23 protein-coding genes are annotated in these 22,486 nt (G+C 59.0%); 11 read left to right on the top strand and 12 right to left on the bottom strand.

Annotated features, from left to right (window positions below; all coding sequences use genetic code 11):
• Nucleotides 1–40: 40 nt before the first annotated feature.
• The 3 genes from ACW9JC_RS18985 to ACW9JC_RS18975 all read right to left on the bottom strand — a co-directional run bounded on the left by ACW9JC_RS18985 (nucleotide 41) and on the right by ACW9JC_RS18975 (nucleotide 3,366).
• A complete protein-coding gene (locus tag ACW9JC_RS18985; protein ID WP_457456793.1) occupies nucleotides 41–985 on the bottom strand; it encodes an ornithine cyclodeaminase family protein in 945 nt (314 codons plus the stop codon).
• A 137-nt stretch (nucleotides 986–1,122) separates the two neighbouring features.
• On the bottom strand, nucleotides 1,123–2,598 hold the full coding sequence (gene rhlB, locus ACW9JC_RS18980; RefSeq protein ID WP_457456791.1) for an ATP-dependent RNA helicase RhlB: 1,476 nt from the start codon (nucleotides 2,596–2,598) through the stop codon (nucleotides 1,123–1,125).
• A gap of 111 nt (nucleotides 2,599–2,709) precedes the next feature.
• Entirely contained in the window at nucleotides 2,710–3,366 is a 657-nt protein-coding gene (locus ACW9JC_RS18975; RefSeq protein ID WP_457456789.1) for an alpha/beta hydrolase, read from the bottom strand.
• A 466-nt stretch (nucleotides 3,367–3,832) separates the two neighbouring features.
• Here ACW9JC_RS18975 and ACW9JC_RS18970 point away from each other — a divergent pair, with 466 nt between their 5' ends.
• The 4 genes from ACW9JC_RS18970 to ACW9JC_RS18955 all read left to right on the top strand — a co-directional run bounded on the left by ACW9JC_RS18970 (nucleotide 3,833) and on the right by ACW9JC_RS18955 (nucleotide 7,994).
• A complete protein-coding gene (locus tag ACW9JC_RS18970; protein ID WP_150702904.1) occupies nucleotides 3,833–4,864 on the top strand; it encodes an amino acid ABC transporter substrate-binding protein in 1,032 nt (343 codons plus the stop codon).
• A gap of 65 nt (nucleotides 4,865–4,929) precedes the next feature.
• Nucleotides 4,930–6,111: an amino acid ABC transporter permease gene (locus ACW9JC_RS18965; protein WP_338582855.1), complete on the top strand. Its 1,182-nt coding sequence runs from the start codon at nucleotides 4,930–4,932 to the stop codon at nucleotides 6,109–6,111.
• A 10-nt stretch (nucleotides 6,112–6,121) separates the two neighbouring features.
• Entirely contained in the window at nucleotides 6,122–7,219 is a 1,098-nt protein-coding gene (locus ACW9JC_RS18960; RefSeq protein WP_338582854.1) for an amino acid ABC transporter permease, read from the top strand.
• 10 nt (nucleotides 7,220–7,229) lie between these two features.
• Nucleotides 7,230–7,994, top strand: a complete 765-nt coding sequence (locus ACW9JC_RS18955) for an amino acid ABC transporter ATP-binding protein (protein ID WP_003178331.1) — start codon at nucleotides 7,230–7,232, stop codon at nucleotides 7,992–7,994.
• Nucleotides 7,995–8,058: 64 nt separating this feature from the next.
• Here ACW9JC_RS18955 and ACW9JC_RS18950 read toward each other — a convergent pair whose 3' ends face one another.
• Entirely contained in the window at nucleotides 8,059–8,547 is a 489-nt protein-coding gene (locus ACW9JC_RS18950) for a type II toxin-antitoxin system MqsA family antitoxin (RefSeq protein ID WP_457456786.1), read from the bottom strand.
• Nucleotides 8,544–8,855: a type II toxin-antitoxin system MqsR family toxin gene (locus ACW9JC_RS18945; RefSeq protein WP_457456784.1), complete on the bottom strand. Its 312-nt coding sequence runs from the start codon at nucleotides 8,853–8,855 to the stop codon at nucleotides 8,544–8,546. Before ACW9JC_RS18945 ends, ACW9JC_RS18950 begins: the two co-directional genes overlap by 4 nt.
• Nucleotides 8,856–9,019: 164 nt before the next feature.
• Here ACW9JC_RS18945 and ACW9JC_RS18940 point away from each other — a divergent pair, with 164 nt between their 5' ends.
• Entirely contained in the window at nucleotides 9,020–9,679 is a 660-nt protein-coding gene (locus ACW9JC_RS18940) for a FadR/GntR family transcriptional regulator (protein WP_416126320.1), read from the top strand.
• Complete coding sequence (locus ACW9JC_RS18935) at nucleotides 9,669–10,976, top strand: CynX/NimT family MFS transporter (RefSeq protein WP_457456782.1); 1,308 nt, start codon at nucleotides 9,669–9,671, stop codon at nucleotides 10,974–10,976. Before ACW9JC_RS18940 ends, ACW9JC_RS18935 begins: the two co-directional genes overlap by 11 nt.
• Nucleotides 10,977–11,042: 66 nt before the next feature.
• Here the strand turns inward: ACW9JC_RS18935 and ACW9JC_RS18930 are convergent, their stop codons facing one another.
• From ACW9JC_RS18930 to ACW9JC_RS18915, 4 genes are all read right to left on the bottom strand, one after another.
• The gene (locus ACW9JC_RS18930) at nucleotides 11,043–11,660 is read right to left on the bottom strand and encodes a DUF1120 domain-containing protein (protein ID WP_457456779.1); all 618 of its coding nucleotides are present in this window, start codon (nucleotides 11,658–11,660) and stop codon (nucleotides 11,043–11,045) included.
• A gap of 85 nt (nucleotides 11,661–11,745) precedes the next feature.
• Nucleotides 11,746–12,888: a DUF1120 domain-containing protein gene (locus ACW9JC_RS18925; protein WP_457456777.1), complete on the bottom strand. Its 1,143-nt coding sequence runs from the start codon at nucleotides 12,886–12,888 to the stop codon at nucleotides 11,746–11,748.
• Between the two features lie 10 nt (nucleotides 12,889–12,898).
• Complete coding sequence (locus ACW9JC_RS18920; RefSeq protein WP_457456775.1) at nucleotides 12,899–15,379, bottom strand: fimbria/pilus outer membrane usher protein; 2,481 nt, start codon at nucleotides 15,377–15,379, stop codon at nucleotides 12,899–12,901.
• A 45-nt stretch (nucleotides 15,380–15,424) separates the two neighbouring features.
• A complete protein-coding gene (locus ACW9JC_RS18915; protein WP_457456773.1) occupies nucleotides 15,425–16,135 on the bottom strand; it encodes a fimbria/pilus chaperone family protein in 711 nt (236 codons plus the stop codon).
• A 383-nt stretch (nucleotides 16,136–16,518) separates the two neighbouring features.
• Here ACW9JC_RS18915 and ACW9JC_RS18910 point away from each other — a divergent pair, with 383 nt between their 5' ends.
• The 4 genes from ACW9JC_RS18910 (at nucleotide 16,519) to ACW9JC_RS18895 (ending at nucleotide 19,111) form a co-directional block, all read left to right on the top strand.
• The gene (locus ACW9JC_RS18910) at nucleotides 16,519–17,145 is read left to right on the top strand and encodes a response regulator (RefSeq protein WP_457456795.1); all 627 of its coding nucleotides are present in this window, start codon (nucleotides 16,519–16,521) and stop codon (nucleotides 17,143–17,145) included.
• A 119-nt stretch (nucleotides 17,146–17,264) separates the two neighbouring features.
• On the top strand, nucleotides 17,265–17,735 hold the full coding sequence (locus tag ACW9JC_RS18905; RefSeq protein ID WP_448109211.1) for a nuclear transport factor 2 family protein: 471 nt from the start codon (nucleotides 17,265–17,267) through the stop codon (nucleotides 17,733–17,735).
• A 40-nt stretch (nucleotides 17,736–17,775) separates the two neighbouring features.
• A complete protein-coding gene (locus ACW9JC_RS18900) occupies nucleotides 17,776–18,087 on the top strand; it encodes a GIY-YIG nuclease family protein (RefSeq protein ID WP_457456771.1) in 312 nt (103 codons plus the stop codon).
• A gap of 88 nt (nucleotides 18,088–18,175) precedes the next feature.
• Nucleotides 18,176–19,111 (top strand): glutathione S-transferase family protein, encoded by a 936-nt coding sequence (locus ACW9JC_RS18895; RefSeq protein WP_457456769.1) that lies wholly within the window; start codon nucleotides 18,176–18,178, stop codon nucleotides 19,109–19,111.
• A 39-nt stretch (nucleotides 19,112–19,150) separates the two neighbouring features.
• On the opposite strand, the gene ACW9JC_RS18890 is transcribed toward ACW9JC_RS18895, so the two are convergent.
• Together ACW9JC_RS18890 and yejK are read right to left on the bottom strand one after the other, a co-directional pair.
• The gene (locus ACW9JC_RS18890; RefSeq protein ID WP_457456767.1) at nucleotides 19,151–19,501 is read right to left on the bottom strand and encodes a glutaredoxin family protein; all 351 of its coding nucleotides are present in this window, start codon (nucleotides 19,499–19,501) and stop codon (nucleotides 19,151–19,153) included.
• Entirely contained in the window at nucleotides 19,501–20,505 is a 1,005-nt protein-coding gene (gene yejK / locus ACW9JC_RS18885) for a nucleoid-associated protein YejK (RefSeq protein WP_338582834.1), read from the bottom strand. The genes ACW9JC_RS18890 and yejK overlap by 1 nt, the downstream gene beginning before the upstream one ends.
• A gap of 407 nt (nucleotides 20,506–20,912) precedes the next feature.
• On the opposite strand from yejK, the gene ACW9JC_RS18880 reads away from it, so the two are divergent.
• Complete coding sequence (locus ACW9JC_RS18880; RefSeq protein WP_003221909.1) at nucleotides 20,913–21,194, top strand: HU family DNA-binding protein; 282 nt, start codon at nucleotides 20,913–20,915, stop codon at nucleotides 21,192–21,194.
• Nucleotides 21,195–21,364: 170 nt separating this feature from the next.
• Here ACW9JC_RS18880 and rlmF read toward each other — a convergent pair whose 3' ends face one another.
• Nucleotides 21,365–22,384 (bottom strand): 23S rRNA (adenine(1618)-N(6))-methyltransferase RlmF, encoded by a 1,020-nt coding sequence (gene rlmF, locus ACW9JC_RS18875; protein ID WP_457456764.1) that lies wholly within the window; start codon nucleotides 22,382–22,384, stop codon nucleotides 21,365–21,367.
• Between the last annotated feature and the right edge of the window lie 102 nt (nucleotides 22,385–22,486).

The raw sequence follows: 22,486 nt of genomic DNA, 5'->3' as shown, positions 1-22,486 counted from the left end.
GCCTCGTTTCACTCGACAGCTCCTACAAGGGGTTGTGGTGTTAGCGCTGCAGTTGGTAGATCGCATTCGCCAGCGCAATGTCTTCCAGGCCCAAACCAATCGAACGGAAGAACACATGACGGTCGTAGTCGGGACGCTGGATCTTCTCGCTGATCAGGTCCGCCAGATCGCCGACAATCGCGCTCTTGTCCCAACCATGCTGTTCACCGGCAATCAGCATTTCGCCAGCCGAGCCCGGGGTGGTCAGGCGATAGTCACAGAACACCTGCATGTCATTGAGGCTCTGCGGCGGCACTTCGTGGGCGCGTGGGGCGTTGGTACTGATCGAGGTGATCAGGGCCGGTTTGTTCAGGCTCGATGGATCGATCACCGGGCCAGCGGACGAGGTGCAGAGCATGATCACGTCGGCGTCCTGAACGGCGGCTTCGCGACTGTCGACGATGTTCAGGCGCGGCTCGATGCTTTTCAGCAGGGTCGCGGTTTCAACATCATCGCTCAGGTTCGGCGCGTACAGGCTGATGCTCTGCCAGTCGCGCAGATGCTTCACGTAGTGCAGATGCGCCTGGGCCACTTTGCCGCTACCGATGATGGCCAGGCGAGTGGCGGTGAGCGGCGCGAGAGCGTCGACCGCTACTGCGGTAGTCGCGGCGGTGCGGGCTGTGGTCAGTTCACCGGCATCGCAGAGCAGCAGCGGCTGGCCGGTCTGTGCCGACATCAGCAGCGTCCACGCCGTCACCAGCGGGCCTTGCTCGCGGACGATGTACGGCGAAGTCTTGATCCCGTAAACGCCGTCTTCGGCCAGCACGCCCAGGTAGTTGATGAAGTCGCCGGCGCCTTGCGGAAATTCCACCAGTTGCTGCGCCGGTTGCACGGCTTGTCCGGTCGCCAGGTCACGGAACATTTTGCGCAGGATCTGCGGCACGTCGACTTGCGCCAGCAATTCGCGAGCCTGGGCTTGATTGATCACATGAGGCGTACTGGACATGGTCGGCTCCGGGGATGGATATAAACTAATTTGTCTATTATGGACTTTTAGTTATCGCGAGCAAGCTCCTGCTGAAAAAACCAGACGAAAAAAAAGCGCAGTCCGTTTCCGGCTGCGCCTTTTCTGCAAGTCGTCCGTTATGGACGTTTGCGCTCAACCGCCCGCAATAGATGCGTCGGTGGTGTCTCACAGCTGATTTTCTTGCCCAGCAACGCCTCGATGGACGGTAGCTGGTAGGAGTCGTCTTCACCGGCAAAGCTGATGGACACGCCGTCGGCACCGGCGCGACCGGTACGACCGATGCGGTGGACGTAGTCGTCCGGCACTTCCGGCAGGGTGAAGTTGATCACGTGGCTGATGCCGTCGATGTGGATGCCACGGCCGGCAACATCAGTCGCCACCAGCACGCGGATCTTGCCTTCGCGGAAGCCTTCCAAAGTCTTGATGCGTTTGTGCTGCGGCACGTCGCCGGACAGTTGCGCGGCGTTGATGCCATCGCGCACCAGGCGTTCTTCGATGCGTCGCACTTCATCTTTGCGGTTGGCAAACACGATCACCCGCTCCCAACCGTTGTCGTTGACCAGGTTGTAGAGCAGTTTGTATTTGTCGGCACCAGCCACCGCGTAGATGTGCTGCTCGACGTTTTCGTTGGCCACGTTCTGCGATTCGATCTCGACGATCGACGGGTCGGTGGTCCATTGCTTGGCCAGGTTCATCACGTCTTCAGTGAAGGTCGCGGAGAACAGCAGTGTCTGACGCTCGTTCTTCGGTGGGGTCTGGCGAATGATCTGGCGCACTTGCGGGATGAAACCCATGTCGAGCATGCGGTCGGCTTCGTCCAGCACCATCACTTCGACCATGTCCAGATGCACGTCGCCGCGCTGGTTGAAGTCCAGCAGGCGGCCGGGCGTGGCCACGAGGATGTCGCAGTGGCGGGCTTCGAGGTGCTTGAGCTGCTTGTCGAAGTCCATGCCGCCCACGAACGTCATGACGTTGAGGCCGGTGTATTTGGTCAGGTCAGCGGCGTCCTTGGCGATCTGCACCACCAGTTCGCGGGTCGGCGCGATGATCAGCGCCCGTGGCTCACCCATGTAGCGCTCTTTTGGCGGCGGGGTTTGCAGCAACTGGGTGATGATCGAGATCAGGAACGCAGCGGTTTTGCCAGTACCGGTCTGGGCGCGGCCGATGGCGTCTTTGCCGGCGAGGGTGAAACCCAGCACCTGCGCCTGGATCGGCGTGCAATACGGGAAGCCCAGGTCCTGGATCGCGTGCATCAATTCAGGAGCGAGTTTGAAATCGTGGAAGCGGGTTTTGCCTTCCTGGGGTTCGACGACGAAGTCTTCGAGTTTCCATGGGATGACCGGAGCTTTTGGCTTCGGTTCGCGGCGCGGCTTGGCTGGCTTGGGCGTTTCGCTGCGCGGTTGTTCGGCCACTGTTTGCGCCGCTGGCTCGATGGCCGGCTCGTGTTTCGGTGCCGCTGCGGGGGCGGTCCGGCCAGGCTGATTACCGTCGGTGCGGTGGCTGGGGGTGTGAGACGGAGCGCTGGGGACTGGCGCGAGTTGCTCAGTCTCGCTTTTACCGAACATTTTCTTGAGTGCTTTGAGCACGGTCATCTCATCAATTGGTTAAGGAATGTACGCCGGCCAGTGTAATGCAAGAATCGGGCGCGGCGTAGTGGGATGGATCAAAGGGTGCTTTTAAGCAAAGAAATCAACATAAAAGGCTTATCGCAAGCGCTCGGCGAGCCAGACGCCGATGTCGCGGATCTCCTCGGGTAACACTTCGTGGCCCATTGGGTATTCCTGCCATGTCACGGTGACACCATGCTGCTTCAAATACTCGCAGGCACTGCGGCCCATCGAGTTTTGCACCACGTCATCGTACTGACCGTGCAGCGAAAGCACCGGAATACGTTGCTGGCTGGCGGACAATTGCAGTTCATCACTGAAAGTCGGCGCATAAGTAGAGAGGGCAAGTACGCCACCGAGTGGTCCCTGCCATTTCAGGAATGCGGTGTGAAACACCACGGCGCCACCCTGGGAAAAACCTGCCAGGAAAATTCGCGAGGCGTCTATTCCGCTGGCTCGCTGCGTTTCGATCAATTCAATGATCCGATCCGCAGACGCTTCCAGTTGCTCGCGATTGATCGCGCGCGCCGGGCTCATGGCCAATATGTCGTACCAGCTCGGCATCTCGTAGCCGCCGTTGATGGTGACGGCGCGGGTCGGTGCCTGGGGTAGAACGAATCGGGTACTCAGCAAGGTTTCCTGCAGGGCTTCGGCTACCGGCAGGAAGTCGTAGCGGTCGGCGCCCAGGCCGTGCAGCCAGATCACGCAGGCGTCTGCGGTCTTTACGGGCTGAAGAATCAAGGGCTCGGTCATGTCTGCTCCAATTTTGTGCGTGCGCTCTGATTGAGTGCGAAGTCTCAGTGCGCGTCTGGTTGATCAGTTACGAAGATGTCGCAAGGCTACAACTTTTGCTATTGACCTGTCGCTTAACCGCTTTAGCGGCCGGTGTGGTACGGGCTTTGCTATGGCGATGTCTGTACGAATAATCCCACGTCTGTCGGTAACACTATCAGGCCAAGGTTGGTGGTGGGATTACAAAATCCGGTGATGGATGTTCGCCAGCGGCCGCTACGGGCTTCGCGAACGTGAAAGGGCTACAGCCCGTTCGGCCGATTGGTGAGAAGTGAGTTGTCCATTATGTGGATTTTCTCCTACTAGACTCATGGCTACGGTCCTACGTCGGTTGACCCTCAAAAAAGCCAACACGGGTCAACAACGCCTCAAAAGGGTGCGACTGGACTCACGCTCCGACACAACAAGAGCAAAACTGGAGGTTTGAATGAAGATGTTGAAATCCACCCTGGCAGTCGTGACTGCAGCCGCAGTACTCGGCGTCAGTGGGTTCGCTCAGGCGGGCGCGACTCTGGATGCAGTGCAGAAGAAAGGTTTCGTACAGTGCGGCGTCAGCGATGGCCTGCCTGGCTTCTCGGTTCCAGACTCCACCGGCAAGATCGTTGGTATCGATGCTGACTACTGCCGCGCTGTTGCCGCTGCCGTCTTCGGCGACGCGACCAAGGTCAAGTTCAGCCAGTTGAACGCCAAGGAGCGCTTCACCGCGCTGCAGTCCGGCGAAATCGACATTCTGTCGCGCAACACCACCATGACCAGCTCCCGTGACGCGGGCATGGGCCTGAAATTCCCGGGCTTCATCACTTACTACGACGGCATCGGCTTCCTGGTAAACAACAAGCTGGGCGTGAAAAGCGCTAAAGAACTGGATGGCGCGACCATCTGCATCCAGGCCGGTACCACCACCGAGCTGAACGTTTCCGACTACTTCCGCGGCAACGGTCTGAAATACACCCCGATCACTTTCGACACCTCCGATGAAAGCGCCAAGTCGCTGGAATCCGGTCGTTGCGACGTGCTGACCTCCGACAAGTCCCAACTGTTCGCCCAGCGCAGCAAGCTGGCTTCGCCGAAGGACTACGTGGTTCTGCCGGAAACCATTTCCAAAGAACCTCTGGGCCCGGTCGTACGTAATGGCGACGACGAGTGGCTGGCCATCGTGCGCTGGACTGGCTACGCCATGCTCAACGCTGAAGAAGCCGGCATCACTTCGAAGAACGTCGAAGCTGAAGCCAAGGCCACCAAGAACCCGGACGTAGCCCGTCTGCTGGGTACCGACGGTGAATACGGCAAAGACCTGAAAGTGAAGAAAGACTGGGTCGTACAGATCGTCAAGCAAGTCGGCAACTACGGTGAAGTGTTCGAGAAAAACCTCGGCAAGAACACTCCGCTGGAAATCGACCGCGGGCTGAACGCCTTGTGGAACGCTGGCGGCATCCAATACGCACCACCAGTGCGCTGATGGTTCTATCACCCGGTGGGCCAACCACCGGGTGATGTTCTGTTCCATTATTTCCGGGGCACTTCATGCAAAATTCAATCGGCGCACCAAAGCAGAGGCTCAGCCTCAGCGATCCACGAGTGCGTGCGTGGGTATTCCAGATCATCACGATTATCGGGGTGGTCTCGTTAGGCTGGTTTCTGTTCGACAACACGCAAACCAACCTTCAGCACCGGGGCATTACCTCCGGTTTCGACTTTCTGGAGCGCAGTGCCGGTTTCGGCATCGCTCAACACCTGATCGACTACACCGAATCGGACAGCTATGCCCGAGTGTTTGTCATCGGTCTGCTCAACACCCTGCTCGTGACCTTCATTGGCGTGATCCTGGCGACGATCCTCGGTTTCATCGTCGGTGTGGCACGGCTGTCGAAGAACTGGATCATCGCCAAAGTGGCGACAGTTTATGTGGAAGTTTTCCGTAACATTCCGCCGCTGCTGCAGATCCTGTTCTGGTACTTCGCCGTGTTCCTGACCATGCCGGGACCACGCAACAGCCACAACTTCGGTGACACCTTCTTCGTCAGCAGCCGTGGCCTGAACATGCCGGCCGCGCTGATGGCCGACGGGTTCTGGGCGTTTGTGATCAGCGTCGTGGTCGCCATCGTCGCCATCGTGCTGATGAACCGCTGGGCCACCAAGCGCTTCGAAGCGACTGGCGTACCGTTCCACAAGTTCTGGGTCGGCCTGGCGTTGTTCCTGGTGATCCCGGCCTTGTGCGCACTGATTTTCGGCGCGCCGGTGCATTGGGAAATGCCGAAGCTGCAAGGCTTCAACTTTGTCGGTGGCTGGGTACTGATCCCGGAGCTGCTGGCACTGACCCTGGCCTTGACCGTTTACACCGCGGCGTTCATCGCCGAGATCGTGCGTTCGGGCATCAAGTCGGTCAGCCATGGCCAGACCGAAGCGGCGCACTCGCTCGGCCTGCGCAACGGTCCGACCCTGCGCAAGGTGATCATCCCGCAAGCCCTGCGCGTGATCATCCCGCCGCTGACCAGCCAATACCTGAACCTGGCGAAAAACTCCTCGCTGGCGGCCGGTATCGGTTATCCGGAAATGGTGTCGTTGTTTGCCGGTACGGTGCTGAACCAGACCGGGCAGGCGATCGAGGTGATTGCCATCACCATGAGCGTGTACCTGGCGATCAGTATCAGCATTTCCCTGCTGATGAACTGGTACAACAAGCGCATTGCGCTGATCGAGCGGTAAGGAAAAGCGCATGAGTACTCATACTTTCAAACCTGACATGCCCCCACCGAGCAGCAGCATCGGCGTGGTGGCGTGGATGCGCGCGAACATGTTCTCCAGTTGGCTCAACACCCTGCTGACCCTGTTCGCGTTTTACCTGATCTACCTGGTGGTTCCACCGATCCTGCAGTGGGCGATCATCGACGCCAACTGGGTCGGCACCACCCGCGCCGACTGCACCAAGGACGGCGCCTGCTGGGTGTTCATCCAGCAGCGTTTCGGCCAGTTCATGTACGGCTACTACCCACCGGAACTGCGCTGGCGCGTGGACCTGACCGTGTGGTTGGCGGTCATTGGCGTGGCACCGTTGTTCATTTCGCGCTTCCCGCGTAAAGCGGTATACGGCCTGAGCTTCCTGGTGCTGTACCCGATCATTTCCTGGTGCCTGCTGCACGGCGGCGTATTGGGCTTGCCTGCCGTGGCGACCAGCCAGTGGGGCGGCCTGATGCTGACCCTGGTGATCGCCACCGTCGGTATCGCCGGCGCGTTGCCGCTGGGGATTGTCCTGGCGCTGGGCCGTCGTTCGAACATGCCGGCGATTCGTGTGGTCTGCGTGACCTTCATCGAATTCTGGCGCGGCGTGCCGTTGATCACGGTGCTGTTCATGTCTTCGGTGATGCTGCCGTTGTTCCTGCCTGAAGGCATGAACTTCGACAAGCTGCTGCGGGCGCTGATCGGCGTGATCCTGTTCCAGTCGGCCTACGTGGCCGAAGTGGTGCGCGGTGGCCTGCAAGCGATCCCTAAAGGTCAGTACGAAGCGGCTGCGGCGATGGGCCTCGGTTACTGGCGCAGCATGGGCCTGGTGATTCTGCCGCAAGCCCTGAAGCTGGTGATCCCCGGCATCGTCAACACTTTCATTGCGCTGTTCAAGGACACGAGCCTGGTGATCATCATCGGCCTGTTCGACCTGCTCAACAGCGTCAAGCAAGCCGCCGCCGACCCGAAATGGCTGGGCATGGCCACTGAAGGCTATGTGTTCGCAGCCCTGGTGTTCTGGATTTTCTGTTTTGGTATGTCGCGCTACTCCATGCATTTGGAACGTAAGCTCGACACTGGCCACAAGCGTTAGGAGTTCTTTTATGAGCGAAGCAATCAAACAGCCTGTGAGCCCTGAAGGCATTATTCAGATGCAGGGCGTGAACAAGTGGTACGGCCAGTTTCACGTACTGAAGGACATCAACCTCAACGTCAAGCAAGGCGAGCGTATCGTCCTGTGCGGGCCGTCGGGTTCCGGCAAGTCCACCACCATCCGCTGCCTCAACCGTCTGGAAGAACACCAGCAAGGCCGCATCGTGGTCGATGGCGTGGAGCTGACCAACGACCTCAAGCAGATCGAAGCGATCCGTCGTGAAGTCGGCATGGTGTTCCAGCACTTCAACCTGTTCCCGCACCTGACCATTTTGCAGAACTGCACCCTGGCGCCGATGTGGGTACGCAAGATGCCCAAGCGCAAAGCCGAGGAAATCGCCATGCACTACCTGGAACGCGTACGCATTCCGGAGCAGGCGCACAAGTATCCGGGGCAACTGTCCGGCGGTCAGCAACAGCGTGTGGCGATCGCCCGTGCGCTGTGCATGAAACCGAAAATCATGCTGTTCGACGAACCGACTTCGGCGCTCGACCCGGAGATGGTGAAGGAAGTGCTCGACACCATGATCGGCCTGGCCGAAGACGGCATGACCATGCTTTGCGTGACCCACGAAATGGGCTTCGCCCGCACCGTGGCCAACCGCGTGATCTTCATGGACAAGGGTGAAATCGTCGAACAGGCTGCGCCGAACGACTTCTTCGACAATCCGCAGAATGATCGGACCAAGCTGTTCTTGAGCCAGATTTTGCATTGATTGGCACTTGGCAGTGAAATAAACCCGGACTGAGTTCCGGGTTTATTTTTGCCTGGAGTCTGGTTCAGGATATCTGTGCCGTTTCGTGCTCAGGAAAGCGCTCGGCCAGTAACTCCCGCAATTCGGTACCTTCGTTCATCGCTTGTACTTCGGCGAGCAGGTGAGGGTGACGATCCAGCAGGCGCATCAATGTGAGCAGGGGTTGTGGTGGGGCTAGCTCGCCGCGCTCATAGCGGGAAAAGGCATTGTGCCCGCCGCCAGAGAGTTGCTTCACTGCTTCCTTCTGCGTGAGGTGCAGTTTGCGGCGGATGCGTTTCATCTCGCTGGCAATGACCTGGAAGTAGTCTTCAAGCAGGCGATCGCTTGCATTGGAGTAACGTTCGGCGCTGTCGGTGTCATGATCGAATTCGATCTCGCCACAGACCTGGCATTCCCAGCCTGCAATGTCGTGTACCCGTCGTGCTGCCTGTTTGTAGTCAACAGTGAAACTGCGTCCATCAAAGTGCCGCATTCCGTCGAGACTGCCGCAGCTGACGCATTGCTGTGTTTTCATTGGTTTTTCTCCTTGAAGGAGATTACTGGATGCCTACCGCCCGGGCGATAAGTCACCTTGATGTAAATCTCCCGATCCAGAAATGTTGTGTGATAGACGTCTTGCCAGATTCGATGATCGGCATAGGTCGTCATCGATTTATGCAGCATCCGGAATTCAAGCAAATAAACGGTTCGTAGCATCTGCGGCAGACTCAGCCCCATTCTTCGGCCGCCCTCTCGAGCGGTCATTGAAAATGCATCGCTGCCGAGTCTGCGCACTTCTTCCCTGATCACCGCCAAGTCGTAATGGGGTGTGTGCTTTTCCATAGCGTTAATTAACCTTCTCTTAAAATTACCCTCAAAGGGTAATTTTTACCAGTCGAAAATCCTGCTCCTTTCCTGCCCTATGACCGTAGGCGGTTGCCGTCCTACACGGAGCTGACTAACATGTCAGAAAATTCATCCTATGATTGGATGAAAGGGCGAGTCTTATGTCTGAAATTTCTCCATTAGTTAAACGGTCCCTGGTCGATCAGGCCCTGGATCAGTTGCGCCTGCGCATCACCCAAGGCGTCTGGACAGTCGGCCAGCGCTTGCCCACCGAGCCTGAGCTGTCGGCAGAGCTGGGCATCAGCCGCAACACCGTGCGTGAAGCCATGCGCGTATTGGCGTTTTCCGGGCTGATCGAGATCCGCCAGGGCGACGGCAGTTATCTGCGCGCGGTGGTTGATCCGCTGGACACCCTGAAGGCGCTCTCCAGTTGTTCAAGGGAGCAGGCGCGCGAGACCCGGCACATCCTCGAAGTCGAGGCCATCGGCCTGGCTGCGTTGCGTCGCACCGATGAGGATCTGGTGGCGCTGCGCGAAGCACTGGGTGTCAGCGGCAGTCACTATCACGGCGACCTCGACACCTACATCGCTTGCGATCTGGTGTTCCATCGCCGCTTGGTGGACGCCGCGCACAATCCGACGCTCAGCGAGTTGTATCGCTATTTTTCCAGCGTGGTCGGTGCGCAATTACGCCACTGCCTGAACATCACTCCCCGACGCCAGGAAGTGTTCGACCTGCACATCGAACTGCTCGATGCCGTCGAACAACGTGACCCGGAACGGGCCAAAGCGCTGTCGAGGCAGTTGATCAATGAACCTTGAAACCGAGAACACCATGCCCAGCAACCAAGGCAAGATCGCAGAAACCAAGCGCGCGGCGGAGCTGGAAGAGCTGCTGATCGACGCTGAGGCCGATGACGAACAGGTCCAGCAACCCCACCCGGCCTTGCGTCGGCCATGGCTGTTGCTGCTGGGCCTGGTGCTGGTGGCGCTGAACCTACGCCCGGCGTTATCGAGCATGGCACCGATGCTCAGCGAAGTGTCGAAATCCCTCGGTCTGTCGGCCTCCCAGGCCGGTTTGCTGACAACATTGCCAGTGCTTTGCCTCGGCCTGTTCGCGCCACTGGCGCCGCTGCTGGCGCGACGTTTCGGCGCCGAGCGCGTGGTGCTGGGCATTCTGCTGACACTCGCGGGCGGTATCATTCTGCGCAGCTCGTTTGGCGAAATCGGCTTGTTCGCCGGCAGTGTGCTGGCCGGTGCCAGCATCGGCGTGATCGGTGTGCTGCTGCCGGGCATCGTCAAGCGCGACTTCCCGAAACAGGCCGGCACCATGACCGGCGTGTACACCATGGCCCTGTGCCTGGGCGCAGCGATGGCGGCGGGGGCGACCGTGCCGCTCAGTGAACACTTCGAAAAGAGCTGGGCCTTGGGCCTGGGTTTCTGGGTGATTCCAGCGCTGGCCGCCGCAGTGTTCTGGTTACCGCAAGTCGGCCAGAAACACGGTGCGCACAACGTTGCTTATCGCGTTCGCGGTTTGCTGCGCGACCCGCTGGCCTGGCAAGTGACCTTGTACATGGGCCTGCAATCGTCATTGGCCTACATCGTGTTCGGTTGGTTGCCGTCGATCCTGATCGGTCGTGGTCTTACCCCGACTCAGGCAGGGTTGGTGCTGTCGGGTTCGGTGATCGTTCAACTGATCAGCTCCCTGGCGGCGCCGTGGCTGGCGACTCGCGGCAAGGATCAGCGTCTGGCGATTTTGATTGTGATGGCGTTGACCCTCGGCGGCCTGTTCGGCTGCCTGTATGCGCCGATTGAAGGCTTGTGGGGTTGGGCGATCGTGCTGGGGCTGGGACAGGGTGCCACGTTCAGTCTTGCATTGACTCTGATCGTGTTGCGCTCGCGGGATTCACACGTGGCGGCAAACCTGTCGAGCATGGCCCAGGGTTTCGGCTACACCCTGGCGTCGATGGGGCCGTTCGCGGTGGGCATCGTGCATGACTGGACCGGCGGCTGGTCAGCCATCGGCTGGATTTTCGCGGTCATCGGCAGCGGCGCGATCATTGCCGGTCTCGGCGCCGGGCGTGCGTTGTACGTACAGGTCGTCAGCGAAAAAGTCTGATCGGTGCGTCTGTAGATAGATGCCGGGCCACTCGCAAAATGCTGCGAGTGGCCCGGCGGGATTGCCTTACAGGTACTTCATTTCAAACGTGGCGGAGCCGTTCAGCGTGACCTCGTCGGTCAGGGTCAGACTGTCGGCTCGAGCAATACGGGTCTCGACCTCGAAGTCCATCGTCAGGGCCTGCACTGCAATCGGAGTGCTTGGGTCGGTGGCAGAGCCGGTCGACAGGAGATACCCAGGGCTGGAGACCCAGGTGCGCTTCCAGGTTTTACCGTCATCGTCGGAATCAATTGCATGTGCCACTACTCCATCTGCAATGGTGTTTTTGACCTCAACCCGAACCCAGCCCAGTTTTTCGCCAGCATCGGTTAGCCCGAGACCGAACCACGTCCTTGCCGATTCGGTACCTGCCTGGTTATCGATTGGGTTGAGCGCGAACTGAGCCGGTGCATCACAGGTTACGGTCAATTGCAGCGGATGCTTGCCAACCAGCGTGTCCAGGGTTGGCTTGAGGTCCTTTGCCGAAATCTTGCCGTTGTCCACGATACCTCCGTTGGACAGGCTCGGTGTGCACGCGACCGGGGTGATGGTGCCGGTGACGATCAGATCAGTCGACGAAGCGAGGGCATAAGGCGCGACGCTGATCAGGGCGGTAGTCGAAAGTGCGGCGATGTATTTTTTCATTTTGGATCTTCCTTTCTATTGTTGTTGTCCTTGCCAGGCCCGGAGCACGGGAATGCGCCCCGGGACCGGCAAGGTAGGTTGGGTGTTACAGGTAAAAAACTTCGATCGTCCCCGACCCGTCCAGCTGAACGGCCGTGCTTAGGTCCAGGTTTTTGGTGGGGGCAATGACCGCGTTCACTGTCACCGTGGTGGTGAGGTTCTGGATCGCGATCGGGCCGGCAGTGCTGCCTGCGACATTGGTAAAGCCGAGGTAGCTTTTCTGGCCGATGGGAATCGGATTCGAGTTGGCCGGGCTCCAGGCTGCCCCAGCGGTTGTGGAGTCGGTTCGATACAGGCGGGGGAAGGTGTCGCCGGTGACATCGACAGGGTCGACATTCAGCGAATACAGACCGATTTTGTTGTGGCGGTTATCAATACTCAGGCCATAGTAAATCTCGCTGTTGACCGTCGCCGAGCCGGCGCGGTTGTCATGCATCACCAGGGCATAGTGAGTTGGCGCGTCGCAGCCGACCTTTAACGACAAGGTTTTGGGGGGCAACCGGGTGCTCTTGTCGGCATTCAAATCGCTCCGCGATAAGGTGCCGAAGTTGACCAGGCCGGCATTGGACAACACGGGTTCGCAGGCCCCAGGTGCAAAGCTGGCGCGCAGGGTGGCCTCTCGGGATCGGCCCGCAGCGACGGCATCGAAAACACCCGTGGTTTCCCACGTGAGCGCATCACGCACCTGCATCGCTTGTTCCTGGACCCAGGAAGTGACTTCCAGTTGGGCCGAAAAATTGTGGCCCCGGATGGGTACACCGGCGCTTGTCGGTACGATCCCGTGCTCGGGGCGCCAGATAACACTCGAAGCGGTTTGCACAGGGGCTTGACCGGCAGCAGAAATCAGCCCCAGATCCACCGGGCGACCATCGAGTACGCCATTGCTGATCCGCATTTCATAGTTGCCGTGTTCGGCGAAGTGATAGCGCTCGGCAGTCGCCGCCATGGCTCGATAGAACAGGCTCATGTCGGTGGGTTGTGCACAGCTCAGGCTAAGGCTCAAGCGGCGTTCACCCAGGTTGCGCACAGGTGTGGTGTCGAGACGTATCGCCCGGTTCATCAGACCGAAATCGAGTACCGGCTGACTTATGTCGAGCCGACAGTCGTCGGGCAGTGACCAGGCCTGTGGTGTAAAGCCGAACAGCGTCAGGGGGACGAGTACCGGTAATAAATGGCGGGACAGGTTCATGAAGTCATCCTCAAAGGGCTCGGCACTGAGCGGCGGCGGTCTCGTAGTACGCCTGGGTGTCGGCCTTGGCCGGCAGCTCGAAGTCGAGTTGGCAGCGATCCATCCCTGGGGTAGTTATCCACAGCGTGCCGGTAGCGAGGACGTTGGGTAGAAACACCAGGCCGCCGTCCTGAACCAGCGTGACAAACTCGCCGTCCGCGGTGTTCACCATGGCGCCACGTGGCAACGGCGCGCCGTCACTTGTGGTGACCTTGAGCAAGGCTCTGCGGGTCAGCGTGACCCCGAATTCGACTTTGTCGACGGCACCGCGCCCGGCTGAAATTACCGCCAGCCCGTTGTTGATATCGACATTGCGCGCCAGAGAACGCGTATCGACTTCCACCGCACTGCGGCCATAAGCCGAGACCTGGGAGACCACCGCCTGACCTTGCCAGTCGGTCCAGACCGGCCCGCTGGGTGTGGTTACTTTGATCGAATCCAGATCACCCACCGAGAGCAGCGCGAAGGTGTCACGCACCGAATAGGGCGACAGGGTCAAGCCACCGCCGTGCAGCACGGCAGCGCCGCGGGCTCCGCCCATGTAGCTGGAGCGTTCGGTATCGGAGCGCGTGTAACTCAGGTCCAGCTGGCTGTAGCGCGGCAACAAAGAAACACCGGCAGAGGACTGCACTTGCTTGTCTCGGGTGTCGTGTTCGACGCCGATGCGGTAACCGAATTGATCATTGACCCGCTCGTTCAGGCCAACGCCGCTGCGGTATTCGCCACCGGTATTGCGTACCCACGTTCGGGCTCGACGGCTCTCGCCCAAGGGAATGCTCAGGCTCAGGTACACGCTGTCATCACGTCGCTTTGAGCCGCTGACCTGCCATTCGGCGGTCGCCGAAACAGACACCCCGGCAATGTTGGTGCCCCAGGACGCCAGGGCGCGGTTGCTGCTTTGGCCGTCGAATGAGCTGGAGCGGCTGATGCCGCTGCTGAATGCGCCGAAGTTTGGGTGTGACCAGGTCAATGCGGCGCTCTGTTGGTCGCGGTAGCGGGACTTGCTGCCGTCGGACTTCTTATCGAGCACTGTGTCTTCGAGTTCGCGATAGCCGAAGGTCCGGTAGGAACTTCCCGCGTTGAGCGACCACTGATCGTTGAAGCGATGGGAAACACTCAGGTCAGCCTGAAGTCCCTTTGCAGGCTCGTTACCTGCGGCTTGCGCGCTCAGAAGAGAGGTCTGGATCTGCGTTTCGGTCGATGGCAGAAGACCCAGGCTGACGCCTGCCGCACGGTAGTCGGCAGCACCCGTCAGGCCTGCGCTGAGCAGTAGCTGTGGATCCAGTGCGCCGCTCCACCCGCCACTGATTACCCATGGATTGCCGTCCCGTGCATCACCAGTGCTGCGCACCTGACCGACAGCCAGCGAATAGCCAGGCGCGGGCAGGCCGATACCGAGCATCGCGGCGGGCACCGTGAAACGCCGCTCATTGCCGTCGTCTTCCTTTACCGTCACCTCAACATCGGAGCGATTGTTAAGCCGGCGTACATCGTTCAGCGAGAACGGGCCGGCGGGCACCACTGTCGAGTGAATCAGCGAACCGTTCTGCCGAACCTCGATCTGCGCCTGACTGCGCGCAATCCCTTCGATGATCGCCGTTTGTCCTTCGACTTGCAGAGCCTGCTCGGTCATGACCTGCACGCCAGTAATCTGCGCACCGGCGAGGACCGGGTTATAAAGGTTGATCTGACCGGCCTGCAATACCGTCTCATGACTGGCGAACGTGCGTTGGGCATACGCTGCCAGATGGCTCGTGCGGGTCACATCCTCCTGCCAGGTCTGCACCTGACGACTGCGCACGATCCAGTCTCCGGCGTTGAAACCAACTTCGGTGTTGGCCGACATGTAGCGGCTCGACTGGTCGCCATTGAGGCTGTACAGACTGTTGACGTCGTAGTTGAGCACACCGGCAACACCACCGGTTTGATAGCCGGAAAAGTCCCGGGAAGCCGGACGGATCGCGTCGGTGGGAACGATCAGGGTAAGGCCAAGGTTTGCCGGATCATGTTCAATCAGCGTTTGCGGCCAGGTGCCAAGCACATCGAAACAGCGCTTGTCGTTTACTTGGGGGACGGCGGGCACGTTCAGGTTTGCTGCATCGAGCAGGGCACGATCAAAACACACATCGCCGTCAGCATTGATCGCCGCGTCCGCCCGTCCACGACGCTGACCGTTGACTGTAAGGGTGACGGGGTGTTGGCCGACGGTGAAGCGCGGTGCAACCAGCAACAGTGCGGCCAGGGCCGGATCAATGCCACGTTGCTGCAGGGTTTTTTTGTCGAACGACGTCAGCAACGGCTTTTCGACGATGGCACCCGCCCAAGCCTCGACAAGTACCAAAGAATTGGCCAGCCCAAGCGCTACCTTGGCCCAAGGGCGGAACAGAGGCGGGCGACTGACCCGAATGGCGGGCACGGCTTCGCTGTCACGGTAAATCGTTACTGTGTTCATGGGTTCACTTGGGGATGCTGGTGCGTTGGCGGCTTCAGATTCGCTTCATGGCTTGACCTGCGCCTCGTAGTGCGGCACCGCAAAGCCATAGACAGTGGCCGGCTGGAAGCGCACCCGAGTAACGTCGCCTGCCGGCACGGCAACGCTGATCCGTTCTCCGGGCAACACGTATGTTTTTGGCAACATCGCGCCGCCAGCGGATGGTAGCAACTGCAGCTCCTGAGCCAGTCGTACGACATACGGCGTGTCGTTGTGCACCGTCAGTTGGCCGTCCTTCAGTGACCATTGCAGGTCGGTCCACGGGGTGCGATTGGTCGCCAGGCCCTTGGGATGAAGAATCAACGGCAGGTTTTGCCGCACTGTCACGCCGACCTTGGCATGTCCGGCTTCTGGGGCTGATTGACCTTGAGGAATGCCTTCGAAAATCACTCGCTTCAAACGTTGAGTGAGCAAGGGCTTTTCCGATTGCAGAATGAAGCGCACGAGTTGGGTTTTGGACGCCTCGACGCGTGACAGCGGCGGGGTCACGAATACCAGGGGCTCGTTGTCCTCCGGAATGTGTTCAAGGGTGACGTGCAGCAACGCCAGGCTGGCATCGGTGTTGGTCACCGTCACTGACGCCTCGCCGTCGTCCTCATTGACGATCACTACGGAGGTGCTGGGGACCATGCCGTCGGACTTTGCCTGGGCTGCCAGCAGCAGTGCAATAGCGCCGATACCGGTACTGAGCAGATAACGCGAAAAGGAAAAAGACATCGTTATGAGGCGTCCCGTTGATTGTTTCGAACAAAGATCCGTCGGCATCACTCGGATGACTGATCGAGAATGAGGAGGCGCAATTAAATCCGGTGGGAGCAGCGGCTGGAATGCAACAAATACGAAAAGCGCGGCAGGGTTTATGAACAGGTGTTGCGGAATCCCTGACGATTCCTTTCGACGTGCACTAAGGGTTTTGCACTCTTTTCTGTAGCCGTATGCGCGGATCGGCGTAGGAGTTTTCTGTTTGTTTGCGCGGTAAAAAGCCAGACCCTTGATTACATTGATGACGCGAGGTAGGACGTTTTTCCGGGGCGTTGTGGGAAAGCAAAGAACGGCGCTATTTTCCGGGCCTTTCCGTCATTTGCAGGAGGTATCCCACAATGCGAGTCGTTATTGCTGACGACCATTCCGTCGTTCTTGTCGGACTGCGCATACTCATCAATGCCTGTAGGCGATGCGTGATTGTCGGTGAGGCTGATGGAGCCGACAGCCTGATGGATATGCTTTCAAACACGCCTTGCGATCTGCTGATCACTGACTTCTCCATGCCGGGTGGGCAGCAGGCCGATGGCTTGAAAATGTTGAGTGCCGTTCGACGCTACTACCCCGATCTGCCCATCATCCTGGTGACCATGTTTAACAGTGTGGTGACGGCAAGGGCCGCACTGGCTCAAGGGGTCATGGCCATTGTTGCCAAAACTGCATCGGCGACCGATTTGCCTCTGGCAATCAACGCCGTGGAGGAGGGGCGTCACTATCTCAGTGAGTCACTGCGTACGCTGCTGGCCAATTCCAGCAGCAAGTTGCACGAGTCGCCGCTGTCGGCCAAGGAGTATGAAGTGGTGCGCATGCTGGCCAGCGGTATGACCGTCAGCGAAATCGCCGGTCATTTCAAGCGCAGTGTGTCGACCATCAGCAAACAGAAAAACATGGCCATGCACAGGCTCGGCGTTTCCACTGATGTCGATCTTTTTTCCTACGCCCGTGAAAGCGGAATGGCCTGCTAGCAATGGCTGAGCAAGCAATTGCGTTATTTTCTTCATGAATGCCGATAGTGTTCGATGCGGTTGCAGACTATCGTGCAGGCAATCTCACGAAGCCATTTTGCAACCCAGGGAGCCTGCACATGAGTGAAGCCCACAGCGCATTGATCACCCGCTTTTACCAAGCCTTCCAGCGTCTGGATGCCGAGGCCATGGCGGCCTGTTACACCGATGACGTGGTGTTCAGCGATCCGGCGTTCGGAGAGCTTCGCGGTCGTGAGGCTGGCGATATGTGGCGCATGCTCACCACCCGGGCCAAGGATTTTTCCCTGACCTTCGACAACGTTCGTGCTGACGAGCGCACCGGCGGCGCGCATTGGGTCGCGACCTATCTGTTCAGCCAGACCGGTAATATCGTGGTCAACGACATTCAGGCACGTTTCGTCTTCCGCGACGGCAAGATCTGCGAGCATCACGACAGCTTCAATATGTGGACCTGGTCGCGTCAGGCCCTGGGTTTCAAGGGATTGCTGCTCGGCTGGACACCCTTGGTGCGCAACGCCGTCCGCGCTCAGGCCCTGAAGGGGCTGAAGGCATTTCAGGCCAGTCGCTGATAAGATCGCGGCTTGTTTCCTTTCAAGCCCTGATCGTCACGTGACCTCCCTCAGCGAAAACCCTGCCGACGTCGAAACACCCGCGAGCAAACCCTGGTTCGTCTACCTCGTGCGCGCGGCCAATGGTTCGCTTTATTGCGGGATCAGTGACGATCCCGTGCGTCGCTTCGCCAAGCATCAAAGTGGCAAGGGCGCACGCTTCTTTCTTTCCAGCCCGGCCATGGCGCTGGTTTACACCGAAGCCTGTCGCGACAAAAGCGAAGCGTTGCGCCAGGAACGGCTGATCAAAAAACTCAGGAAAAGCGCCAAGGAATGTCTGGTGGCGAGCGCCGCTGCCGGCTTATCAATCTGACTGATTGGTTCCCATCAGGCAGATCTGTAGGCTGCCAAGTGATTGCGCGCTAAGCTGCGGATTCCTGATCTTTGCGGCGGAGCCGAGCATGTCCGAGTTGATTCTTCATCATTACCCGACGTCCCCTTTTGCCGAAAAAGCCCGCTTGCTGCTGGGTTTCAAGGGACTGTCCTGGCGCTCGGTGAAGATTTCCCCGGTGATGCCAAAACCTGATCTCACGGCGCTGACTGGCGGTTACCGCAAGACCCCGGTGTTGCAGATCGGCGCGGATATTTATTGCGATACAGCGTTGATTGCCCGTCGACTGGAACAGGAAAAAGCCCTGCCGGCGTTCTTCCCGGAAGGGCAGGAAATGATCGCCGCTTCGTTCGCCACATGGGCCGATTCGGTGGTGTTTCAGCATGCGGTCAGCCTGGTGTTTCAGCCGGAATCGGTCGCTGTGCGCTTCGGTAGTTTGCCGCCGGAAGCGATCAAGGCGTTTCTCGCCGACCGCGCCGGATTGTTCAGCGGTGGCAGTGCGACAAAACTGTCTGCCGAGCTGGCCAAGCATCAGTGGCCCACCATCATGTCGCGCCTGGAACTGCAATTGCAGCGCGAGCAGGGCGACTTCCTGTTTGGCGAGCCGTCGATTGCCGACTTTGCCCTGGCGCATTCCTTGTGGTTCCTCAAGGCTACACCGGTCACTGCGCCATTGGTCGACGCATACCCGGCAGTCACTGCGTGGCACGCACGGGTGCTGGGCTTTGGTCATGGCGCATCCAGCGAGATGACATCCGAGGAAGCGCTGGACGTTGCGCGCAATGCCACGCCAGCGGCATTGCCGGATGAGCAGTTCGTTGATCCAAACGGGTTCGAGGCGGGTCAGCAGGTGGTGATCGCCGCTACGGACTATGGCGTTGATCCGGTGAAGGGCGAGTTGTTGTTTGCCGGTCGCGAAGAGTTGATCGTGCGTCGTGAGGACGAACGTGGCGGCGTGGTGCATGTGCACTTTCCGCGGTTTGGTTTTCGCATCGAAGCCTGCTGAAAATCCCCTGCGGGAGCGAGCTTGCTCGCTCCCGCATGATTATTTCAGCGCCGCCAGAATCGCGTCCGGGTCATACCCGCGAATCAGCGTTCCGTTCACATCGATAATTGGAATGCCGCCACCACCCAGGGCTTCATAGTCCTTGCGCGCCACCGCATCCTTCTCGATATCGAATTCCTTGTACGGAATGCCTTTCTGGTCGAGAAAACGCCGGGTCAGTTTGCAGTAGCCACACCATTCGGTGGCGTAGAGCACGACGTTGGCTTTGGCCTGAGTCTGCTCGGACACCACTTGCGAAGGGTTGAACACCCGCTCGATCTTGCCCCAGTTCTGATAGACCAAAACCACCAGCAGGATCAGCAGGAATTTCTTCAGTACGTTGCCAAGCATCAGTTGCGTCGCTTGAGCTGGTCGGTGAGCGAGGTCGGCAGACCTTTGATGATCAGCGTGCCGGCTTCTTCGTCGTACTCGATCTTTGAGCCCAGCAGGTGCGCTTCGAAGCTGATCGACAGGCCTTCGGCGCGGCCCGTAAAACGGCGGAACTGATTCAGGGTGCGCTTATCGGCCGGGATCTCCGGCGACAGGCCGTAATCCTTGTTGCGGATGTGATCGTAGAAGGCTTTCGGGCGTTCTTCGTCGATCAAACCGGACAGTTCTTCCAGGCCCATGGGCTCGCCGAGTTTGGCCTGGCTGCTGGCATAGTCGACCAGGGTTTTGGTCTTCTCGCGGGCGTCGTCTTCCGGCAGGTCTTCGCTTTCAACGAAATCGCTGAACGCCTTGAGCAAGGTGCGCGTTTCACCCGGGCCGTCGACGCCTTCCTGGCAGCCAATGAAGTCACGGAAGTATTCCGAAACCTTTTTGCCGTTCTTGCCTTTGATGAAGGAAATGTACTGCTTGGACTGTTTGTTGTTCTGCCACTCGGAGACGTTGATGCGCGCCGCCAGGTGCAACTGGCCCAGGTCCAGGTGGCGGGACGGAGTTACGTCGAGTTGGTCGGTCACTGCCACGCCTTCGCTGTGGTGCAGCAGGGCGATGGCCAGGTAATCGGTCATGCCTTGCTGATAATGAGCAAACAACACGTGGCCGCCGACCGAAAGGTTGGATTCTTCCATCAGCTTTTGCAGGTGTTCCACCGCCACACGGCTGAAGGCAGTGAAGTCTTGGCCACCCTCGAGATATTCCTTCAGCCAGCCGCTGAATGGAAAGGCACCGGACTCCGGATGGAACAGCCCCCAGGCTTTGCCTTGCTTGGCGTTGTAGCTCTCGTTGAGGTCGGCGAGCATGTTCTCGATGGCGGCGGACTCGGCCAGTTCAGAGTCGCGAGCGTGAAGAACTGCGGGCGTGCCGTCGGGTTTTTTGTCGATCAGGTGGACGATGCAATGACGGATCGGCATGGGCTTCTCGGCTGATGGGGGCGGCTGGTTGGAGAGAGCAGGGCGAGCTCCCCGAAAAAGCGCCAAGTGTACCGCAACCACTGGTTTTGGCGCGTTGCGAAGGTCAAATCCCGGGCGACCGGCGGCGCTTATGCATTTTTTTCCCGATTTAGAGCAATAAAGCTGACCAAATGGGTAGCTAGAGGCGGATATTTCCCCGTCTCTGTGCTAGTTTTGCCCGGTCTTACGCGAAGTCACTGCGTTAAGCGTGCAGTCAGCAATTGTCAGGTCGAACCAAACCCTGATTTCGGTATCTATAACCCGACTCGTCGCGGTTATCGCCGAGGGTGCCAGATCCAGAAGATCGGGCTCGATGGCTGACACTGCACTCTGCAATCCATATGAATTTGATAGGGAAGGAACACTACATGGCTCTTACTAAAGACCAACTGATCGCCGACATCGCTGAAGCTATCGACGCGCCAAAAACCACCGCGCGTAACGCTCTGGACCAACTGGGCCAAATCGTTGCTGATCAGCTGGAAAACGGCGGCGAAATCACTCTGCCAGGTATCGGCAAACTGAAAGTGACCGAGCGTCCTGCCCGTACCGGCCGTAACCCTTCGACTGGCGCTGCCATCGAAATCCCTGCAAAGAAAGTGATCAAGCTGGTTGTGGCCAAAGGCCTGACCGACGCTGTGAACAAGTAAGACGCAGCGATAAAAAAAACCGTGCGCCGGAGCAATCCGGGCACGGTTTTTTTGTGCCTGCGATTGTAGGCGCTGGCGAGTGAAACGAGGCTGCGATCCTGTTTTAAATCAACATCAAAAGATCGCAGCGTTCCGCAGCTCCTGCACAGAGGCCGCGCAGTGACTCTGCTTTAGCGTGTCCAGCGCTCTTGGCGCCAGATTTGCTGCTCGGATTTGGTCTGGAAGGTCCAGGCGACGAATCGGCTTTGTTTCTGCCCTTGAGACATCTCCACCACCTGACTTTCCAGTACGCCGGCCTTGTGCAGTGCCGTCTCGATGGCTGGCAGGTTCGAGGCTTTCGAGACCAGGGTGCTGAACCACAGCACTTTATGCTGGAAATTCGCGCTCTCGGCGATCAATTGCGTCACGAAACGTGCCTCGCCCCCTTCACACCACAATTCAGCTGACTGCCCACCGAAGTTCAGCACCGGCAGTTTGCGTTTCGGATCGGCGCGGCCCAATGCGCGCCATTTACGCTCGCTGCCCTTGGTCGCTTCGGCCATCGAGGCATGGAACGGCGGGTTACACATGGTCAGGTCAAAGCGTTCGCCAGGTTCCAGCAAGCCCAGCAGGATGTGCTTGGGATTGGTCTGTTGACGCAACTGGATGGCCTTGTTCAACCCGTTGGACTGGACGATGGCTTTGGCAGAAGCAACGGCAGTTGGATCGATTTCCGAGCCAAGGAAGTGCCAGCGGTAGTCGCTGTGACCGATCAGCGGATAAACGCAGTTGGCGCCCATACCGATATCCAGAACATTGACCGACGCACCGCGTGGGATCTTGCCGTCGTTGACGCTGGCCAGGAGGTCAGCCAGGAAATGCACGTAATCGGCACGGCCCGGAACCGGTGGACAAAGGTAGTCCGCCGGAATATCCCAATGAGCAATGCCATAGAACGCCTTGAGCAGCGCCCGGTTGAACACGCGCACCGCGTCCGGGCTGGCGAAGTCGATACTTTCCTTGCCATACGGATTGATGATCACGAACTTCTTCAGTTCCGGCGTGCTTTTGATCAGCGCCGGGAAGTCGTAACGACCCTGGTGGCGGTTGCGCGGATGCAGGCTGGCCTTTTCGCGGGGCTCCGCGGCTTTGGCCGGGGTCGCGGAGTCAGGCTTCTTGCGCGCAGGTTTGGGTGTGCGGGGGGTGGTCATGGCAGTGGTCGATTCGGGTATGGCTGAAAGTGGCGGGCATTGTCCCACAGTCGATGGGTAGGCGGGGACCTGTAGGAGCAAGGCTTGCCCGCGATGACGATT

The sequence above is a fragment of the Pseudomonas sp. SDO5591_S426 genome, from assembly GCF_054070755.1.
This window is presented reverse-complemented; position numbering and strand designations above follow the sequence as displayed.

Excerpts from the sequence above, each read along its gene's own strand:
- ACW9JC_RS18985 (WP_457456793.1), bottom strand. The coding sequence starts at position 985 with ATGTCCAGTACGCCTCATGTGATCAATCAAGCCCAGGCTCGCGAATTG.
- rhlB (WP_457456791.1), bottom strand. The coding sequence starts at position 2,598 with ATGACCGTGCTCAAAGCACTCAAGAAAATGTTCGGTAAAAGCGAGACT.
- ACW9JC_RS18975 (WP_457456789.1), bottom strand. The coding sequence starts at position 3,366 with ATGACCGAGCCCTTGATTCTTCAGCCCGTAAAGACCGCAGACGCCTGC.
- ACW9JC_RS18970 (WP_150702904.1), top strand. The coding sequence starts at position 3,833 with ATGAAGATGTTGAAATCCACCCTGGCAGTCGTGACTGCAGCCGCAGTA.
- ACW9JC_RS18965 (WP_338582855.1), top strand. The coding sequence starts at position 4,930 with ATGCAAAATTCAATCGGCGCACCAAAGCAGAGGCTCAGCCTCAGCGAT.
- ACW9JC_RS18960 (WP_338582854.1), top strand. The coding sequence starts at position 6,122 with ATGAGTACTCATACTTTCAAACCTGACATGCCCCCACCGAGCAGCAGC.
- ACW9JC_RS18955 (WP_003178331.1), top strand. The coding sequence starts at position 7,230 with ATGAGCGAAGCAATCAAACAGCCTGTGAGCCCTGAAGGCATTATTCAG.
- ACW9JC_RS18950 (WP_457456786.1), bottom strand. The coding sequence starts at position 8,547 with ATGAAAACACAGCAATGCGTCAGCTGCGGCAGTCTCGACGGAATGCGG.
- ACW9JC_RS18945 (WP_457456784.1), bottom strand. The coding sequence starts at position 8,855 with ATGGAAAAGCACACACCCCATTACGACTTGGCGGTGATCAGGGAAGAA.
- ACW9JC_RS18940 (WP_416126320.1), top strand. The coding sequence starts at position 9,020 with ATGTCTGAAATTTCTCCATTAGTTAAACGGTCCCTGGTCGATCAGGCC.
- ACW9JC_RS18935 (WP_457456782.1), top strand. The coding sequence starts at position 9,669 with ATGAACCTTGAAACCGAGAACACCATGCCCAGCAACCAAGGCAAGATC.
- ACW9JC_RS18930 (WP_457456779.1), bottom strand. The coding sequence starts at position 11,660 with ATGAAAAAATACATCGCCGCACTTTCGACTACCGCCCTGATCAGCGTC.
- ACW9JC_RS18925 (WP_457456777.1), bottom strand. The coding sequence starts at position 12,888 with ATGAACCTGTCCCGCCATTTATTACCGGTACTCGTCCCCCTGACGCTG.
- ACW9JC_RS18920 (WP_457456775.1), bottom strand. The coding sequence starts at position 15,379 with ATGAACACAGTAACGATTTACCGTGACAGCGAAGCCGTGCCCGCCATT.
- ACW9JC_RS18915 (WP_457456773.1), bottom strand. The coding sequence starts at position 16,135 with ATGTCTTTTTCCTTTTCGCGTTATCTGCTCAGTACCGGTATCGGCGCT.
- ACW9JC_RS18910 (WP_457456795.1), top strand. The coding sequence starts at position 16,519 with ATGCGAGTCGTTATTGCTGACGACCATTCCGTCGTTCTTGTCGGACTG.
- ACW9JC_RS18905 (WP_448109211.1), top strand. The coding sequence starts at position 17,265 with ATGAGTGAAGCCCACAGCGCATTGATCACCCGCTTTTACCAAGCCTTC.
- ACW9JC_RS18895 (WP_457456769.1), top strand. The coding sequence starts at position 18,176 with ATGTCCGAGTTGATTCTTCATCATTACCCGACGTCCCCTTTTGCCGAA.
- ACW9JC_RS18890 (WP_457456767.1), bottom strand. The coding sequence starts at position 19,501 with ATGCTTGGCAACGTACTGAAGAAATTCCTGCTGATCCTGCTGGTGGTT.
- yejK (WP_338582834.1), bottom strand. The coding sequence starts at position 20,505 with ATGCCGATCCGTCATTGCATCGTCCACCTGATCGACAAAAAACCCGAC.
- ACW9JC_RS18880 (WP_003221909.1), top strand. The coding sequence starts at position 20,913 with ATGGCTCTTACTAAAGACCAACTGATCGCCGACATCGCTGAAGCTATC.
- rlmF (WP_457456764.1), bottom strand. The coding sequence starts at position 22,384 with ATGACCACCCCCCGCACACCCAAACCTGCGCGCAAGAAGCCTGACTCC.